This window comes from Sodaliphilus pleomorphus (assembly GCF_009676955.1).
GTDB classification, from domain to species: domain Bacteria; phylum Bacteroidota; class Bacteroidia; order Bacteroidales; family Muribaculaceae; genus Sodaliphilus; species Sodaliphilus pleomorphus.
The window spans coordinates 492632-509623 of the sequence record NZ_CP045696.1 but is presented as its reverse complement, the minus strand read 5'-3'; the positions used below and the strand labels follow the sequence as shown (position 1 = coordinate 509623).

Annotated in this window: 14 protein-coding genes; all 14 read left to right on the top strand. The window is 52.2% G+C overall.

Annotated elements, in window-relative coordinates; translation table 11 throughout:
• Positions 1–184: 184 nt before the first annotated feature.
• The 14 genes from GF423_RS02075 (at position 185) to GF423_RS02010 (ending at position 16973) form a co-directional block, all read left to right on the top strand.
• Entirely contained in the window at positions 185–1396 is a 1212-nt protein-coding gene (locus GF423_RS02075; protein WP_154326812.1) for a delta-aminolevulinic acid dehydratase, read from the top strand.
• Positions 1377–2075 carry a WecB/TagA/CpsF family glycosyltransferase gene (locus GF423_RS02070; RefSeq protein WP_154326811.1) on the top strand — a complete coding sequence of 233 codons (699 nt, stop codon included), beginning with the start codon at positions 1377–1379 and terminating at the stop codon, positions 2073–2075. Before GF423_RS02075 ends, GF423_RS02070 begins: the two co-directional genes overlap by 20 nt.
• Positions 2076–2331: 256 nt before the next feature.
• Positions 2332–2892, top strand: a complete 561-nt coding sequence (locus tag GF423_RS02065) for a UpxY family transcription antiterminator (protein WP_235911790.1) — start codon at positions 2332–2334, stop codon at positions 2890–2892.
• 62 nt (positions 2893–2954) lie between these two features.
• On the top strand, positions 2955–3752 hold the full coding sequence (locus GF423_RS02060; protein WP_154326809.1) for a polysaccharide biosynthesis/export family protein: 798 nt from the start codon (positions 2955–2957) through the stop codon (positions 3750–3752).
• A 24-nt stretch (positions 3753–3776) separates the two neighbouring features.
• Positions 3777–6167 (top strand): GumC family protein, encoded by a 2391-nt coding sequence (locus GF423_RS02055; RefSeq protein ID WP_154326808.1) that lies wholly within the window; start codon positions 3777–3779, stop codon positions 6165–6167.
• 39 nt (positions 6168–6206) lie between these two features.
• Positions 6207–7412 carry a UDP-N-acetyl-D-mannosamine dehydrogenase gene (gene wecC / locus GF423_RS02050; RefSeq protein WP_154326807.1) on the top strand — a complete coding sequence of 402 codons (1206 nt, stop codon included), beginning with the start codon at positions 6207–6209 and terminating at the stop codon, positions 7410–7412.
• A 33-nt stretch (positions 7413–7445) separates the two neighbouring features.
• Entirely contained in the window at positions 7446–8624 is a 1179-nt protein-coding gene (locus GF423_RS02045) for an EpsG family protein (RefSeq protein ID WP_154326806.1), read from the top strand.
• 72 nt (positions 8625–8696) lie between these two features.
• The gene (locus GF423_RS02040; RefSeq protein WP_154326805.1) at positions 8697–9974 is read left to right on the top strand and encodes a hypothetical protein; all 1278 of its coding nucleotides are present in this window, start codon (positions 8697–8699) and stop codon (positions 9972–9974) included.
• A 54-nt stretch (positions 9975–10028) separates the two neighbouring features.
• On the top strand, positions 10029–11075 hold the full coding sequence (locus tag GF423_RS02035; RefSeq protein ID WP_154326804.1) for a glycosyltransferase family 4 protein: 1047 nt from the start codon (positions 10029–10031) through the stop codon (positions 11073–11075).
• Between the two features lie 185 nt (positions 11076–11260).
• Positions 11261–12631, top strand: coding sequence for a lipopolysaccharide biosynthesis protein (locus GF423_RS02030; protein ID WP_154326803.1), 1371 nt, complete (start codon positions 11261–11263; stop codon positions 12629–12631).
• 37 nt (positions 12632–12668) lie between these two features.
• Positions 12669–13739 carry an alpha-1,2-fucosyltransferase gene (locus tag GF423_RS02025; protein WP_235911794.1) on the top strand — a complete coding sequence of 357 codons (1071 nt, stop codon included), beginning with the start codon at positions 12669–12671 and terminating at the stop codon, positions 13737–13739.
• A 57-nt stretch (positions 13740–13796) separates the two neighbouring features.
• Positions 13797–14537, top strand: coding sequence for a glycosyltransferase family 32 protein (locus tag GF423_RS02020; RefSeq protein WP_154326802.1), 741 nt, complete (start codon positions 13797–13799; stop codon positions 14535–14537).
• Between the two features lie 76 nt (positions 14538–14613).
• Positions 14614–15729 carry a radical SAM protein gene (locus tag GF423_RS02015; protein ID WP_154326801.1) on the top strand — a complete coding sequence of 372 codons (1116 nt, stop codon included), beginning with the start codon at positions 14614–14616 and terminating at the stop codon, positions 15727–15729.
• Positions 15730–15872: 143 nt separating this feature from the next.
• Positions 15873–16973 (top strand): glycosyltransferase family 4 protein, encoded by a 1101-nt coding sequence (locus GF423_RS02010; RefSeq protein WP_206113422.1) that lies wholly within the window; start codon positions 15873–15875, stop codon positions 16971–16973.
• Positions 16974–16992 lie beyond the last annotated feature (19 nt).

Below are 16992 nucleotides of genomic sequence, written 5' to 3'. Positions count from 1 at the left end.
TTGTTGGGATGGCCTCTCGGGCCAGGCAACAGTCACCCCACAATATCAACCAGAGGATGTGAACCCCGCGTTCACGCTCTCTGGTTTTTTTTTGTTTGTCCCAAACTTTGCATGAATTAATTATAACATCTTTACATCCATAATTTGGTGAATTGTGGCTTTTGAGATAATTTTGTAGACAGCAATGGATTTTATAGCATCTTTTATCAAGCTCAAGCACTATTGTGAGAAAGAAGGCTACAAGGGCTGGGACCCCTACGACGGTCTCAACTCGCAAGTGTTTCAAGCCTTGCCAGGCTTGAAACACAGTGCATTGTGCCGCCTGGTCATGATACAGGCCTTCAAGCGCTCGCCCCTCAACTTGCGGCGCCTGGCCATGGTGCCCAAGCAGTACAATGCCAAGGGGGTGGGCTTGTTTTTGCAAGGCTATTGCAACATCTACGAGGCTGTGCAGGCCAGTCCGGCACTGGCCAGCCAGTTTGGCTCTCTCGACACGCTCGAGGGGCACATTGGCAGCCTGGCTGCATTGTTGCTCAAACTGCGCTCGGCGGGCAACTACCACGGCAGCTGCTGGGGCTACAACTTCGACTGGCAGTCGCGGCGTGAGTTCCTGTTTCCGAAATACACCCCCACGGTTGTTGCCACCAAGTTTTGTGCCACGGCACTGCTCTCGGCCTACAAGATAAACGGCGACGAGCGGCTGCTTCAGGCTGTGCTCTCGACGGCAGAGTTTGTCAAGCACGACTTGCATCGCACGCCTCAGGGCTCGGGTTTCCTGTTCTCCTACAGCCCCTTGAGCGGGCACGACACGGTCGTCAATGCCTCGTTGCTGGGCAGCGAACTGCTGAGCATCGCCTACAAGTACACCGGCGACGAGGCCTGTCGCCTGGCCGCCAGCGACTCGGTGAGGGCTTGCTGCGAGTTGCAGCGTCCCGACGGCTCGTGGCCCTATGGCTGCCAGCCCTTCCAGCATTGGGTCGACAGCTTCCACACTGGCTACGATCTCGAGGCCTTGCAGGCCTATAGCGACAACACCGGCGACGACTCGTGCCGTTCCAGTATCGACAAGGGGTTGGATTTCTACACCAGTCGTTTCTTTCTCGCCGGCGGCATGCCGCGGTATTACCACAACCGCACGTTTCCCATCGATATCCACTGCCCGGCTCAACTCATGGTCACTCTCTCGCTCTTGCACCGTTTCCAGCACTGGCAGGACCTGGCCACGCAGGTGATGGACTGGACAGTAGCGCACATGCAGGATAAAAAAGGATACTTTTATTACCAATTGAAGAAATTTGGGAGTTCTCGCATCTCCTACATGCGCTGGAGCAATGCATTCATGTTCTACGCCATGAGTTTTTATTTAAAAGAAGTCTATGCAAAGGGTCAACATTAACGGGGTAGAGATCTATCCCTTCTCGTCGCGCGAGCAGTTGCTCGGCTACATCGACGGCCGCAGTGCCCTACTGGTGGCCGTCAATGCCGAGAAACTCATGCGTGCAACCAGCCTCACGCGCTCCATTATCAACAGCAATATAGGCTACTGCGATGGCAGCGGGGTAGTGATGGCGTTGAGGCAGCGGGGGGTTGACAACGCCTGCAAGATACCTGGCTGTGAATTGTGGCTCGACATTGTGGCACGGTATCATGCCACCAGGTCGTTTTATCTCGTGGGCAGCAAGCGCGAGGTGATTGAAGAAACTGTGGCGCGCCTCAAGCACACTTATCCCGACATCAACATCGTGGGCTACCGCGATGGTTACCTCAATGGCGATGAAGACCGTCGCAAGCTCATCGAGCAGATTGCCACGCTCAAGCCCGACATCGTGTTTGTTGCCATGGGCTCGCCCAAGCAGGAACTGCTCATGAGCGAGATGTTGAAGCACCACAGCGCCTTGTATCAGGGCTTAGGCGGCAGCTTCGATGTATATACCGGCCACGCGCAGCGTGCGCCCAAGTGGTGGCTCGACCACAACCTGGAGTTTGCCTATCGCTTCTTGACCAACCCCAGGCGTTTCAAGCGCCAGCTGCCCATCTTGAAGCTGGCCGTGAAGCTGCTCTTCCACCGGGTGTAGGGCAGCCACGGGGCAGTTGAGACCAAGGGGGCTTTTTTAGCTTTCGGCTTTTTTAATTGCAGTGCGATAATTGCAAGATTGGCGATAAATCTCTATATTTGCATTACAAAGAAACGTGCCGATGCCGTGTGCTTGGGCAGTGTTTCTCATGGTGTTGATTTAAATTGTTGAGCATCAATTGGTTGTGAGGTGTTCGATGCCCCAGGGTTATACACTTTGGGTCTGTTGAGCCCTCAGTTGATATAAGCTTAGAAAAATGACCATGCCTGTCGACGATAGCACTCCCCAGTGGTTCGCCATGCGAGTCACCTATGGTCGTGAGCTCATGGCACAGCGGTTGCTCGACGATGCAGGCATCGAGAGTTTCATTCCCATGCACTATGTCATCGAGAAGGTGCGCAACAAGTCGCGGCGCATGCTCAAGCCGGCTATCCACAACCTGCTCTTCATTCATGCCGCCAAGGGCGATGTGCAGCGTTTCAAGGCAAGGTTGCCCTACTTGCAGTACATGACCTTCAGGGAGAACGGCCGCAATGTGCCCATCGTGGTCAAAGACAAGGAGATGAGCCAGTTTATCGATGTCACGCAAAACAGCGGCCTCAATTGCGTCTATTTCAAACCCGAGGAGCTCAACCTGGCCCGTGGCGCCAGGGTGCGCATCCATGGCGGGCCTCTCGACGGCAAGGAAGGCATTTTTATCAAGGTAAAGGGCCGTCGCAGCAAGAGCGTGGTGCTGGCGATAAGCAATGTCATTGCAGTGGCCTTTGCCCAGGTCTCGCCCGACTATCTCGAGGTCATCGACGATGCTCAACATTGACCGCAAGCTTTTGGCACACATCTACACACTTTTTACAACGACAAAATAAAAACTTCTATATAATGAAAATAAAACATTTACTGGTGATAGCCTTTTTGGCCCTCGCGCTGGCAAGCTGCCAGGCACCGAGACTGGGATATTTCCAAGACGTCCAGCCGGGGGAAGTGAAGACGTTGGACAACTCGCACTTCATCCGCATCCAGCCTGGCGACAAAATGTCGATTCTGGTCAGCAGCAAGGATCCTCAATTGGCCTATTTGTATAACCTTAACATCGTGGGGCACTATTCCTCGTCGTCGACCGACAAGAGCGCGCTCAGCACTTCCAACATTGCCAGCTACACCGTCGACGAGCAAGGCAACATCGATTTCCCTGTCGTGGGCAAGCTACACATTGCCGGCATGACGCGCGGCGAGGTGGCCAAGTTTATAAAAACAACACTTGTCAACGGCAACTATATCAAAGACCCTACCGTCACCGTCGACTTCCAGGACTTGTTTTTCTCGGTCATTGGCGAGGTCAAGAATCCGGGGCGCTTCAATCTCGACCGCGACCAGGTCACCATCATCGATGCAATAAGCCGCGCCGGCGACTTGACTATCTACGGCCGCCGCGACAATGTGCTTGTGTTGCGAGAGGAGAACGGCAAGCAGATTAGCTATCGTCTCAATCTGTCTAATGGCAAGGAACTCTATGAGTCGCCAGCCTTCTACTTGAAGCAAAACGACGTGATCTATGTCGAACCCAATGCCATGAGAGCCCGCGAGTCGACTGGCACAGGCAACGCTTTTCTCCAGCCGTCGCTGTGGATATCGCTTGCCTCGCTCATCACCACCGTCATCGTGCTCATCACCAAGTAATCACAATTATCTATACATCACAACATGGCAGAAGATTATTACTACGGACAAGACCAAGATAAGAACGAGAATCAATCGCTCAACATCCAGGACTTCCTATACCTGTGCGCAGCCAAGTGGTACTGGTTCCTGATTTCGTTTATCGTCATGCTTGGCCTTGCCTGCCTGTATATACTGTGCTCGCAGCCCGTCTATACACGCCAGGCCTCTATCTTGATTAAAGACGAGGACAACAACTCATCGATTTCGAGCCAGTTCGGCCAGTTCTCCAGCATGGGCATCGGCAAGAGCAACACCAACCTCTACAACGAGATGATCACGCTCAAGTCGCCCACCTACATGGAAGAGGTGGTGCGTGAGCTGCACCTCGACATGCAATATGCCGTCAAGGGCACCTTCCACGACAACATCCTCTACGGCCGCACGCTGCCGGTCAACGTCCTCCTGCCCGACGCCGGCGAGGAGCAGTCGGTCGATTTCACCCTCGAGCTGCCCAGCAGCGGTGTCGTGAAATTGAGCAACTTTGTCGTCAACGGCGTCGAGAAGCAAGTCCAGCCTGTGACCATGCGCTTCGGCACCATCACCAAGACACCTGTGGGCAATGTCATAGTCAACCCCACCTCCTACTATGTGGGCAAGTACAACAGCCCCATCGAGGTGTCGCATCGCAGCGTCAAGGCTGTGGCTGGAGCTCTCGACCACGGGTTGAAGGTGGAGCTCAACGACGACAACTCGTCGGTTGTCGACCTCACGCTCAACGACGAGAATCCCTTCCGTGCCGAGGACGTGCTCAACCGCCTCTATGTGGTCTACAACCAAAAGTGGGTGGAAGATATCAACCAGCAGGCAATCAGCACTTCGCAATTTATCGACCAGGAACTCAGGGCCATCGAGGCCGAGCTGAGCAATGTTGACGAGGACATATCTTCCTACAAAAGCAAGAACATGGTGCCCGATGTCGCTGCCAATGCCGCTCTCAACCTGAACAAGGCCGACCAAACCAGCCAGCAACTGCTTGAGTTTGAGAACCAGCTCTACATGGCCAAGTACATCAGGAAGCAGATGAGCGAGGGGGCCTACAAAATCCTGCCTGCCAATACAGGCATCGACAACACAGTGTTGTCTCAGCAAATTGGCAGCTACAATGAGAAAGTATTGCAGCGCAACAATCTTGTGGCCAACAGTAGCGCCTCCAATCCGCTTGTCGTCGACCTTGACCAGTCGCTCCAGGCCATGAAGGTATCGATCATGACCTCGATCAACACCGTGATAGCCACGTTGACCGATAAAATCAACGGGCTGCAAGGTAGTGAAAGCGAGGCAAGGGAGCAGATTGCCACCAATCCCACCCAAGCCAAGTACCTGCTCAGCGTTGAGCGTCAGCAGAAGGTGAAAGAGGAACTCTACACCTTCCTGTTGCAGAAACGTGAGGAAAACCAGCTGTCGAAGGCTTTCACGGCCTACAACACCAAGATGCTCAACCCCCCGTCGGGCAAGAATACGCCCACCAAGCCGGTGAAGAGCACGATCTTCCTCATTGCCGTCTTCATCGCATTGCTCATTCCCACGCTGGTGCTGCTCATCATCAACAATCTCGACACGGCCGTGCGCACGCGCAAGGACCTGAAAGCGCTCACGATACCCTTTATCGGCGAGTTGCCGCTGTCCTACAAGCGGCACACGGGCCTGCTCTCGTTCTTGAACAAGCGCAACGACGTGAGACGCATTGTGGTCAAGGAGCAAAGCCGCAACGAGATCAACGAGGCCTTCCGTGTGGTGCGCACCAATCTCGAGTTTATCTCGGGCAAGGCCGGCCGCACCAAGACCATCATGTTCACTTCGGCCAATGCCGGATCGGGCAAGACTTTTATCACCATGAACCTTGCCACGAGTTTCGCCATCAAGGGCAAGCGGGTGCTCATTGTCGACCTCGACATGCGCAAGGCCTCGCTTTCCACCTTTGTCGACTCTCCCAAGGTGGGTATCTCCGACTACCTCAACGAGCGGGTCGACAACATCGATGCAATACTGGTCAAGGAAAAGACCCACGTCAATCTCGACATCATTCCGGTGGGCACCATCCCGCCCAATCCCACCGAGCTGCTCTTCAGCGAGCGCCTCCCCGGCCTCCTCAACAAGATGCACGACAAGTACGATTACATCTTCATCGACTGTCCGCCTGTCGAGATCGTGGCCGATGCCTCGATTGTGAACAAGTTCTGCGACATGACCGTCTTTGTCATACGCTCTGGTCTGCTCGACCGCGGCGCGCTGCCCGATATCGAGAAGTACTATGTAGAGAAGCGCTATGGCAACATGGTTGTCATTTTCAACGGAACCACGCCCCAAGTCTCAGGTTACGGCTATCACAAGTATGGCTATAGCTATGGCTATGGCTACGGAAACAAACATTAATTCTAACACTTTATATCTTAGTTTTCTACTATTTATTTAATGAAAGCATGTTTTATCGGGTTAGGCTACATTGGCCTGCCTACTGCAATAATTGCTGCCAATAGCGGGATCGACATTGTGGGCGTCGACATCAACGCCGAGGTTGTTGAGAAAACTCAACAGGGCAAGCTCCACATTCTTGAGCCTGGATTGCAGCCCATGCTCAAGCGCGTTGTCGACAGTGGTAAACTCGTGGCTCGCACCACTCCTGTGCCCAGCGATGCTTTTTTTATCGTTGTGCCCACTCCGTTTAAAGAAAATCACTTGCCCGACATCTCCTTTGTCGAGGCGGCCACCCGCTCGGTCATACCCTTCCTGCAAGAGGGCAACCTCTTTGTCATCGAGTCGACTTCGCCTGTGGGCACAACCGAGGCCATGGCTGGGGTTATCTACGGCGAGCGGCCCGAGCTCAAGGGAAAAATCCACATTGCCTATTGCCCCGAGCGTGTGCTCCCGGGCAATGTGATCTACGAACTCATCCACAACGACCGCGTGATAGGCGGCTTGACCGATGACGCTGCCAACAAGGCCGCCAGCTTCTACGCCCATTTTGTGCTTGGCACCCTGCACAAGACCAATGCCCGCACGGCCGAATTGTGCAAACTTGTGGAAAACTCCAGTCGCGACGTGCAGATTGCATTTGCCAACGAGCTCTCGCTCATATGCGACAAAGCGGGCATCAACGTGTGGGAACTCATCGCGCTGGCCAACAAGCACCCTCGTGTCAATATCCTGCAACCTGGTTGCGGGGTGGGAGGGCACTGCATCGCCGTCGACCCCTATTTCATCACAGCCGCCTTCCCGCAGGAGAGCAAACTCATTGCCACGGCTCGCCAGGTCAACAACTACAAGGCCGAGTGGTGCACCGAAAAGGTGAAAAATGCCATGCTCAAGTTTGAGTTGCTCAATGGGCGCAAGCCCAAGGTGGCCTTGATGGGCTTGGCCTTCAAGCCCGATATCGATGACCTGCGCGAGTCACCTTCAAAGCGCATTGCCACCCAGGTGATGCAGAGCTGCAACAATGCCGATATCATGGTTGTCGAGCCCAATATCGACCAGCACAAGGTGTTTAAGCTCACCGATTATCGCGAGGCCTACGACAAGGCCGACATTGTGGCCTTCTTGACGGCTCACAAGCAGTTCAAGACCCTGGAATGGCGCGACAACAAGATCATTCTGGATTTCTGCGGTCTTTTCAAGAAATAGTCTCACACTTATCCTAACTGTCGATTGCTTGGAATGATGGAGTTTCTGATTGACTTTTGTCCTTATGTGATTGCGGCCTTGGTGCTCTTTGCGCTGGGGTTCAATCTCTCACGCCGGGAAAACAAGATGCGGCAAGCAACCCATGCGGCCGTGTCGCTGCCCTGGTACAGCTGGGAGGCGATTGCTTCGATTCTCCTTATCGCGCTGTTCTCGGCTTTGCGCTACTACACAGGCAACGACTACCGCATGTATCTCACCAATTTCCAGCAGTTGCAGGCCGATGGCTCGCTCCTGCGCGGCAACTTGGAAATTGGGTTTGTACTCGTCACCAAGCTCATTGCCCTCACGGGTTGCCATTTCTCGTTTTATTTTGGCTTCTGGGGGGCGTTGCAGGCCTTTTGCCTCTACTACGGTCTCAGGCACCACAAGCAGCTCTACTGCTGGATAGGCCTGGTGCTGCTCTTGGGCCCGTTTTGCATCAACTGGCTCACCTATCTGCGCCAGTGGACGATTGCCATAGCCTTTGTGCCCATGGTGCCATATTTTGCCCGGCGCAAGTTCTGGCCCTGCTTGCTTTTCACGCTGGTTGCTGTCACCATTCATTACTCGGCATGGATATTGATGCTTCTCTACTTTGTGCCACTCGTCTTGAAAGCCGACCGCAGCCGCAACTTCTATTTGGCAATTTTTGCAGTGTGCTACTTGCTGGGTACCTATCCAGTGTGGCTAAGTCCTATAGCTTCATCGCGATGGCTGTTTTCGCTTGTGGGCTACGACAAGTACCAGTGCTTGTTTCAGCCGCTCATCGAGGAGCACTTTGTCTTCAAGGGTTACGGTCCGCTCCGGCTCATCTACCTGTTCCAGTCGTTGCTCTTCATTTGGTACTATCCTGCCATGCGCGAGTATTATAGCCGCGACAAGCTATTCAATGCTTTTTTCACCTTGGCCTTTGTGGGGGTGTGCTACCAGCATCTGTTCATCAACACAGTGTATGCGCTCATCAGGCCCGCCGACTACTTGTTTATCTTTGTCGTCATCATGATGGCCTATGTCTTCGACTATTTCATGGCGATAAAAAAGAAGTTTATGCTGTGCGTCAGTTGCCTTGTGATATGCTCTTTCACCTTTATCTCGTGCTATAAAGAGGTTTATTTCTTGTGTAAACCTGCGGCCGAGTGCAACTTGCTGTATCACTTCATCCCGCAACTTTAGATTGTTTTTCGTATGGGCTATTTGGAAGTCATAGTTTTTGTCGTTGCGCTTATTCAGATTAGCCGCAACAAGATGGCTTTTCCTTTGACTGCTATTCTGTTCTTGTCGCAGGCCTATAGTTTCTGTGGCAGCAACTTGTCGACACTGTTTTTCTCACATCAGTATGCCGACACGGGCTTGGTGCTCTACATCTTCATGCTCATTGTCATGTTTCTGCACAAACCGCAGAAGCTCGATATGCGGCTGTTGCATCCCGTGAAGGTGGGCATCCTGCTCTTTCTGGCTTTCTTTATCGTTGCTGCAATTGTCGACCTCCTGGTCAACGATGTGAAGTTCTCCTCGGTGGTGCGTGTGTTCAGGCAGTGGATATGCCTGTCGGCCGTGTGGATGATACCCTACCTCAAGCCGCGCGATGTGGTGAAGACGCTCAACTATGTGATGTATATCTCGGTGTTTATTGCCTTGGTTTATCTCTACGAGTTTTATACCGACACCGACCTCACTGGAGCCTATCGTCTTGCCAATGGCACCCGCGCATCCATACCGTGGTCGGTCTCGTTCCTGGTCTTCGTCTTGTTGTTCAACAATTGCTACCGCATCAGTTCCTTCTTGAAGTGGCTGTTTATCGCAATCATTGTGTTTGAGTATTTCATGACGGGTACCCGTTCCATCTTTTTTGCCTGCGTCATTGTGGCCGGCCTGTCGCTGCTGTTCAACGGCAAGGGGGTGTCGACCAACAAAATCATGATTCTCGCTTTCTCGCTGGCAGCTGTGGGCATCGTGCTCTCGACCGAAAACATCTTGACCGAACGCCTGTTTTCAACCAAGGAAGACATCAGCGCCTTGCAGGGCAATGGCCGGCGCGTGGGTGGCAACATGTCGTTCCGCTTGCTCATGCTCGAGGAACGCATGTACTACTTGAACCAGCATCCGCAATATGCCGTTTTCGGCATCGGCAATATTCAGGAGAGCGATCTCAAGCAGCAATTGTTCCATATTGGCTTGAAGAGTAAAAACGGGGGGGTGACCCAACTTGATACGGGCGATATTGCTTGGGTTCTTTTGTTTTTGAGATATGGATACCTGGGCACCCTTATCTATATTGGCACCATATTTTTCAGCATGATCAGGCTATTCTTCCAGAACAGGAAAAGCCCTTTGGGTTTTACAACATTGTTGTATGTGGCGAGTGCGCTCCTCTTGTTGTCCTATACATCGAGTGTGATTGCCTCCTCCTTCTTCTGGATAGTCCCCATATTGATTATCAGGCTTCTTCCGTCGACCAATTTCAGGCTTGCGATGCCTAAAAAGGAATTCCGCAACAAGCCCGCACTTCAAGCAAAATCTTGACTCATTGATATACGGCACATTGTTTTGGGCAAGTAACAGTAGTTTTAAGGGAGAATGGACGGGAGAAAAATTTTAACTGTGGGAGTTGCCAATAGGCCAGTGCGTGGTGGCATTGCGTGTGTCGAGAGTGTTTATACCACATTCTACAATCCCTTCAACCATATTGCTACTGCCCCAGCTGGCAGTAGCAGCAAGGTGAGGAAGCTCTTTCAGTTTGGCAATGCCTTGTTTCAATTTCTGTGGTGGATGTTGTTTCACCCAGAGATACAAGTTGTGCATGTGCATGTTGCCAGCCAAGCAAGCTTCTGGCGGAAAAGGATAATCATTAATCTGGCAAAGGCCTTCAGGAAGATTGTTGTTTTCCATCTTCACGGTGGACTGTTTCAAGAGTTTTATGCTCATCACCAGCAGGTCGTGCAGGATACAATCGATAAATGTGATTGTGTGATCACACTGAGCGATTACTGGAGGCATTGGGTGGAGACAACTTTTGATTGCCCTAAGGTTGTCACCATTAATAACGTCATTGAGTCTCCCAAGCTCAACAAAGTGCCTCATGGCATGTTCACCTTGTTGTTTCTGGGGCTGCTGGCCGAGGATAAAGGCATCTATGATCTTTTGGATGTCATTGCAAGGCATAAGACAGAATTTGCCGGCCGTCTTCAGTTGCTCATAGGTGGTAACGGCGATGCTGAGCGCGTGAAAAACTTTATTGCCCAGCACGGGTTGATTGATATCATAAAATTTGCAGGGTGGGTGAGCGGCGAGAAAAAATCGCAGTTGTTTAACACGGCCGATGCCTTCATCCTTCCTTCTTATCACGAGGGTGTTCCTATTTCGATATTGGAGGCCGAAAGCTATGCACTGCCTGTCATTTCAACACAGGTGGGCGGCATTCCAGAGATTGTGAGTGATAGCTATAATGGCATTCTTTTCAAACCAGGAGATAAGGTGGCAATGTACGAAGCAATTGTTCGATTGATGACAGATGAGAGGCTGAGAATGACCATGGGGACAAAATCGGGCGCTGTTACTAAGACCCATTTGTCTGGTTATGTTGAGAATCAGCTGGCGGAATTGTATTCTCAATTGTTGTCCTGATGAGCTGCTCATTATAAAAGTTGTAGGTGCCCTTTCTGTCCAGCCCAGGCAATCCTCAAAATATTTATATCGGGTGACGAGATTCGACTGGATTTTTGACAGCTCTAAGATTGCTACTCATCGACATACGAGAAAAACAGGGTACAATGTCCATTGATTTCTGAGGAAACATTTTTAACGTTTGCATGCTTTCGATTAAAGCAAATATTTCAAAACTGCTGACGCGCTACAGGGCAAGCGACACGCGCTCCAAGGAGGTGGTGCACAATGTTATGCTCGCAACGCTGATGAAGGTAGTGAGCGTTGTTGCCTCGCTGCTCATTGTGCCCATGACGATAAGCTACATCAATCCTGCGAGATATGGTATATGGCTCACCCTGTCCTCGATCATAGGGTGGGTCAATTTCTTTGATCTCGGCCTGGGCAACGGTTTCCGCAACAGGTTTGCCGAGGCCAAGGCCCACGGCGATACTTTGCTTGCTCGCCGGCTGGTGAGTACCACCTATTTTGCAATAAGCAGCATTGTTGTCGTGGTGCTCATGGCTGCCTTGGCAGCCAATGCTTTCATCGACTGGAGCAAGGTGCTCAAGGTTTCGGCTGCATATCGAGGAGAATTGAGCATCGTTTTTGCCGTGGTCATCACGTTCACTTGCATCAACATGGTTGCCAATGTGTTTAGTTCTCTGCTCTCGGCCGACCAGAAAAATGGCTGGGGCTCTTGCATCTTTGCCGCTGGCCAATATGTGTCGTTGCTTGTCGTCTACATCTTGACCAAGACCACAACTGGCGACCTTGTGAAACTGGCGGTATTCTATTCGGGTGTGCCCAGCATTGTCATGCTGGTGGTGTCGTTTGTTATGTTTCGATGCTCACGATACAAGATGTACAGGCCCAGTTTCAAGTATATCAAGCTCAACTTGATAGGAAATATCATGAAGCTGGGTGTGCAATTCTTTGTCATCTACCTGTGCTTGATTTTTGTTTTCCAGATTGTAAATGTTGTCATTTCACGCCAGGTGGGCCCCATGGGCGTGACACAGTACAACATCGCCAACAAATATTTCAATGTCATTTACATGGCGGTCATTATCATCATCACCCCCATGTGGTCGGCTTTCACCGATGCCTATGCCAAGAAAGATATGGCTTGGATGAAATCTATGGTGCACAACATGGGGCTGATATGGCTGTTGATGTCGTGTGGCGGCTTGGTCATGCTCCTGGTTTCACCATTGTTTTATCACATCTGGATAGGCGACAAGGTTGACGTTCCGGTTGCAGTATCGATAGCTATGTTTGTCTATGTGGTTTGCCAGTCGCTGGGCAACATGTTTATGACTATGATAAACGGAATTGGGACGGTGAGAATTCAGCTCATTGTCTATGTTGCTTTTGCGCTTGTGTCGTGGCCGTTGTTCACCTGTCTTGGCCGGTTCTTCGGCCTTGTAGGCATCATAGCTGTTCCTTCTTTGGTCTATTTGATTCAAGGTTTACTCAGTTATATACAGTTAAGAAAAATCATTTCGGGGGAGGCTTCGGGCATCTGGTTGAAATGACAGCGACGGTTTTGCCCGAAGAGAAAACATTCTATCAATGAAAGTAGTACACATAGAGTCGGGATTAGGAAATCAAATGCTTAGCTTCGGTGAATATTTGGTATTGAAGAAGTTGCATCCCGATGAAGACATATATATTGAAACGATCACCTATGATATCCCCGAAACCAGCGAAGTCATCAACCAGTGGAATGGCTACGAGCTGGAGCGCATCTTCGGGATACATGTGCCTAACGTCAAGGATCTCTTCACTCCTGAGCAGTGGGCTCAGGTGCTCAAGGATGTGCGTGACTCCCACTATTGGGACAAGAACTGGAACTATCCCGTCTATATCACACGGGCCCTAAACCATGCCGGTCTTGAATTGAAAAACATAAGGGGCGATTTCGAGTCCCCGCTCTCAGGGGTGCACAACGTCAACATGAAGGTGACCCCAAAACCCACGTTTAAAGGCCGCTTTATCGATACGCCAGTGGGCAACCTGTTGCGCCGTTATCGTCGCTACATGAAGCGTAATGCGCTCATCAGGTTTTATGCACACCACGACCAGATTTTTTATCGTGGAGACGAGAATATTTTTACGGGCCAATGGCTTGGACTGAAGATGCGAAACTCTGGGATAGAGCTGGTTGCCGATGAAATCAGGCAATCATTCAGGTTCCCCGATTTCACCGGCGAGCAAAACCGTGCGATGGCAGCCCTGTTGTCGTCGTCACAATCGGTTGCTATACATGCACGGCGAGGTGACATGCTGGGCAACAACGGTTACTGTTACAAGTATGGGTACTTTCGCCGTGCCGTCAAGTATATCCGCCGCAGGGTGGACCATCCGCTCTTTGTCTTCTTTACCGACCCAGGCAGTGTGGAGTGGTGCAGGAGCAATCCTGAGATTTTTGGTCTTGATTTCGATCGCGACAAGGTTCTTTTTGTCGATTGGAACAAGGCAGAGCATAGCTATCGCGACATGCAGCTCATAGCTTGCTGCAAGCATGCCATTATCACCAATAGCTCTTTCGGCTGGTGGGGGGCCTACTTTATCACCAATCCTGGCAAAATCACTATTTCGCCAATGGAAGAAATCGCAATTAGTACAACCCATCATTGCTGATTGATGCAAGATTTTGTGCATCTCTGCGTTATAATTAAGTAAACGCTCAATTAGTCTATGATTCCTCACGTTATACATTATTGCTGGTTTGGCGGCAAGCCACTGCCCAAGTTGGCGGTCGACTGCATTGCCTCGTGGCGCAAGTATCTGCCTGGTTATGAAATTAAGGAGTGGAACGAGAGCAACTTCGATGTCAATATCATTCCCTACACCAGCGAGGCCTATGCGGCCAAGAAGTATGCCTTTGTGAGCGACTACGTCCGCTTTTGGATTTTGTATCATTATGGGGGTGTTTATTTTGATACCGATGTTGAGGTGATTCAGCCATTGGCTCCTTTGTTGGAGAAGGGAGCTTTCATGGGGGTTGAAAACCGTATCGACCGTCCTGGCCAGACGCTGTGTGTGGCACCTGGCCTTGGCTTGGCCTGTGAGCCCCAAATGCCAGTCTACAAAGAGCTGCTGGCGCTCTATGATGACCGCCATTTCAATGTGGATGGCAAACTCGACTTGACTACAGTGGTGAAAATCACGACTGACTTTTTGTTTGCAAAGGGGTTGCAAAATATCAACGATTTGCAACAGGTCGAGGGGCTCTACATTTACCCAGCCGAGTATCTTGCCTCTCGCACTACTCCTGTGCAGATTATTGAGCGCACGGCTCATTCCTACTGTATTCATCACTATGCGCGCAGCTGGGTGTCGCCCCGAGTCAGACTCAAGAAGAAGGTGCAGAGCATGCTGCCTTTCTGGCTCAATCACGCCTTGGTGCGGCTCAAAGCGTGGTGCAAAGCACGGTAAAACCAGGGCCTGCTGCCTTGCCGATGCAGTGCTCGAGGCCTGCACAAAACAATATATATATTAACACAATTGCATTATGAGTAACAATAAAATACCACGTCCCACCGACGCAAGCATCATCTTGACCTATCGATGCCCCATGCGGTGTGTGATGTGCAACATTTGGAAGAATCCCACCAACCGCAAGGACGAACTCAAGGCCGAGGACTTGAAGTGTCTGCCTCGCCTCAAGTTTATCAATCTCACGGGCGGCGAGCCGTTTGTGCGTGAAGACTTGCCCGAGATTGTGGAGGAGTGCTACCGGCACACCGACCGCATAGTCATTTCTACCTCGGGCTGGTTTGAAGACAGGGTCATTGCCCTGGCCAAGCAGTTTCCCCGCATTGGCATTCGCATCTCTATCGAGGGGTTGAGCCAGAAGAACGACGAGCTGCGCGGCCATGCCGGCGGCTTCGACAAGGGATTGCGCACACTGCTCACCTTGAAGCACATGGGCCTCAAGGATATAGGCTTTGGGTGCACCGTGAGCAACAACAACTCCCACGACATGCTCTCGCTCTACCAGTTGTCGCTGGCTATGGGCATGGAGTTTGCCACGGCAGCCTTCCACAACTCGTTCTACTTCCACAAGTACGACAACCAGATTACCAACCAAGACGAGGTGTGCAACGATTTCAAGCAGCTCATTGCCTGGCAGCTCAAGGAAAAACATCCCAAGAGCTGGTTTCGCGCCTGGTTCAACATGGGGCTCATCAACTATATCGAGGGTGGCAAGCGCATGCTGCCCTGCGAGGCTGGTTCGGCCAACTTCTTTATCGACCCATGGGGCGAGGTACTGCCTTGCAATGGCATGGAGTCGAAATACTTTGAAGCCTCGATGGGCAACATACACGACCATCCGTTCATGGAAATATGGGAAAGCGAGCAGGCACAGCGGGTGCGCGAGGCTGTGCGCACGTGTCCCAAAAACTGCTGGATGGTGGGCACGGCCAGCCCGGTCATGCACAAGTATGTGAAATATCCGGCCAAGTGGGCATTGAAAAACAAGTGGCGCTCGATGTGCGGCAAGGAGGCTTGCCTCGACTTCTCGCAGTGCCCGGTGGGGCAGGACCCGCGGCAGGGCGACCTCAGGGTGCTGCATCCTGGCGCCGTCGAGGTGCAGCCCGCTGGCGAGGGAAAGCCCCGGCTTTGATACAGCCATGGGCAACTGCTTATATTTTTGCCGCAATCATAGAATATATTTGCGATTGTTTCGTTATCTTTGCAGTAGGATAAAAGTAGCACATCGCTCATAACGAAACACCAACACACATATCTATGACCAGCGGCAGAAAGATCAGGGTAGTTGTTACCGGCACACGTGGCATCCCCAACGTGATGGGGGGCGTGGAGACGCATTGCGAGGAGCTCTTCCCGCGTGTCGCGCGCATGGGCATCGACGTCACGCTTGTGCGCCGCTCGCACTATGTGCACGATGGTCTCGCCGAGTGGAATGGCGTGAAGCTTGTCGACATCAACGCTCCCCGCAAGAAAGCCTTCGAGGCCATCATCCACACGTGGCGTGCAATATTCAGGGCCAAGCGCCTGCATGCCGATGTTGTGCACATTCAGGCTATAGGCCCGGCCTTGCTCACTCCGCTTGCTCGGCTGCTGGGCATGAAGGTGGTGTTCACCCACCACGGTCCCGACTACGACCGCGACAAGTGGGGCCTATTGGCCAAGGCAATGTTGCGCCTGGGCGAACGCCTGGGGTGCACCTGTGCCAACGAGGTGGTAGTTATCTCCGAGGTCATAGGCAACATCGTGAGGTGCAAGTATGGCCGCACCCAGGGTGTGCATCTCATCTACAATGGCGTGCCTCGACCCGAGGTGTGCGATGCTCCCGGCTATTTTGCCGAGTTGGGCATCGCCCGTGGCAAGTATGTGCTGGGCATGAGTCGCTTTGTGCCCGAAAAGCGCCTGCACGACTTGGTGCACGCCTTTGCCCAGTGGCAGCACTGCCATCCCGGGCGCAGCGACATGAAGCTGGTGCTGGCTGGCGACAGCGACTTCGACGACGGCTATTCTCGCGAGTTGAAAAAGCTCGCCCGCGACAACGGGGTGGTGATGACTGGCTTTGTCAAGGGACGCAAGCTGCATGCCTTGCTCAGCGGCTGCCTGTGCTACTGCCTGCCTTCTTCCCACGAGGGACTGCCCATAGCCCTGCTTGAGGCCATGAGCTACCGCGTGCCAGTCGTCGTGAGCAACATTCCGGCCAACCTCGAGGTGGGGCTGTCCCCACACGTCTATTTCCCCGTGGGCGACATCGATGCTCTTGCTGCCAAGCTCGATTCTGTCATCTCGCAGCCTGTGCATCATGTAGACTACGACATGACCAAGTATGACTGGGACAAGATTGCTGCCCAATATGTCGACATCTACCGCTCGTTGCTGTAACAGACCTGGAGGGCGTTGA

What these genes read in the sequence shown, in the direction of transcription:
- GF423_RS02075 (WP_154326812.1), top strand. Translation starts at nt 185, where the DNA reads ATGGATTTTATAGCATCTTTTATCAAGCTCAAGCACTATTGTGAGAAA.
- GF423_RS02070 (WP_154326811.1), top strand. Translation starts at nt 1,377, where the DNA reads ATGCAAAGGGTCAACATTAACGGGGTAGAGATCTATCCCTTCTCGTCG.
- GF423_RS02065 (WP_235911790.1), top strand. Translation starts at nt 2,332, where the DNA reads ATGACCATGCCTGTCGACGATAGCACTCCCCAGTGGTTCGCCATGCGA.
- GF423_RS02060 (WP_154326809.1), top strand. Translation starts at nt 2,955, where the DNA reads ATGAAAATAAAACATTTACTGGTGATAGCCTTTTTGGCCCTCGCGCTG.
- GF423_RS02055 (WP_154326808.1), top strand. Translation starts at nt 3,777, where the DNA reads ATGGCAGAAGATTATTACTACGGACAAGACCAAGATAAGAACGAGAAT.
- wecC (WP_154326807.1), top strand. Translation starts at nt 6,207, where the DNA reads ATGAAAGCATGTTTTATCGGGTTAGGCTACATTGGCCTGCCTACTGCA.
- GF423_RS02045 (WP_154326806.1), top strand. Translation starts at nt 7,446, where the DNA reads ATGATGGAGTTTCTGATTGACTTTTGTCCTTATGTGATTGCGGCCTTG.
- GF423_RS02040 (WP_154326805.1), top strand. Translation starts at nt 8,697, where the DNA reads ATGGCTTTTCCTTTGACTGCTATTCTGTTCTTGTCGCAGGCCTATAGT.
- GF423_RS02035 (WP_154326804.1), top strand. Translation starts at nt 10,029, where the DNA reads ATGGACGGGAGAAAAATTTTAACTGTGGGAGTTGCCAATAGGCCAGTG.
- GF423_RS02030 (WP_154326803.1), top strand. Translation starts at nt 11,261, where the DNA reads ATGCTTTCGATTAAAGCAAATATTTCAAAACTGCTGACGCGCTACAGG.
- GF423_RS02025 (WP_235911794.1), top strand. Translation starts at nt 12,669, where the DNA reads ATGAAAGTAGTACACATAGAGTCGGGATTAGGAAATCAAATGCTTAGC.
- GF423_RS02020 (WP_154326802.1), top strand. Translation starts at nt 13,797, where the DNA reads ATGATTCCTCACGTTATACATTATTGCTGGTTTGGCGGCAAGCCACTG.
- GF423_RS02015 (WP_154326801.1), top strand. Translation starts at nt 14,614, where the DNA reads ATGAGTAACAATAAAATACCACGTCCCACCGACGCAAGCATCATCTTG.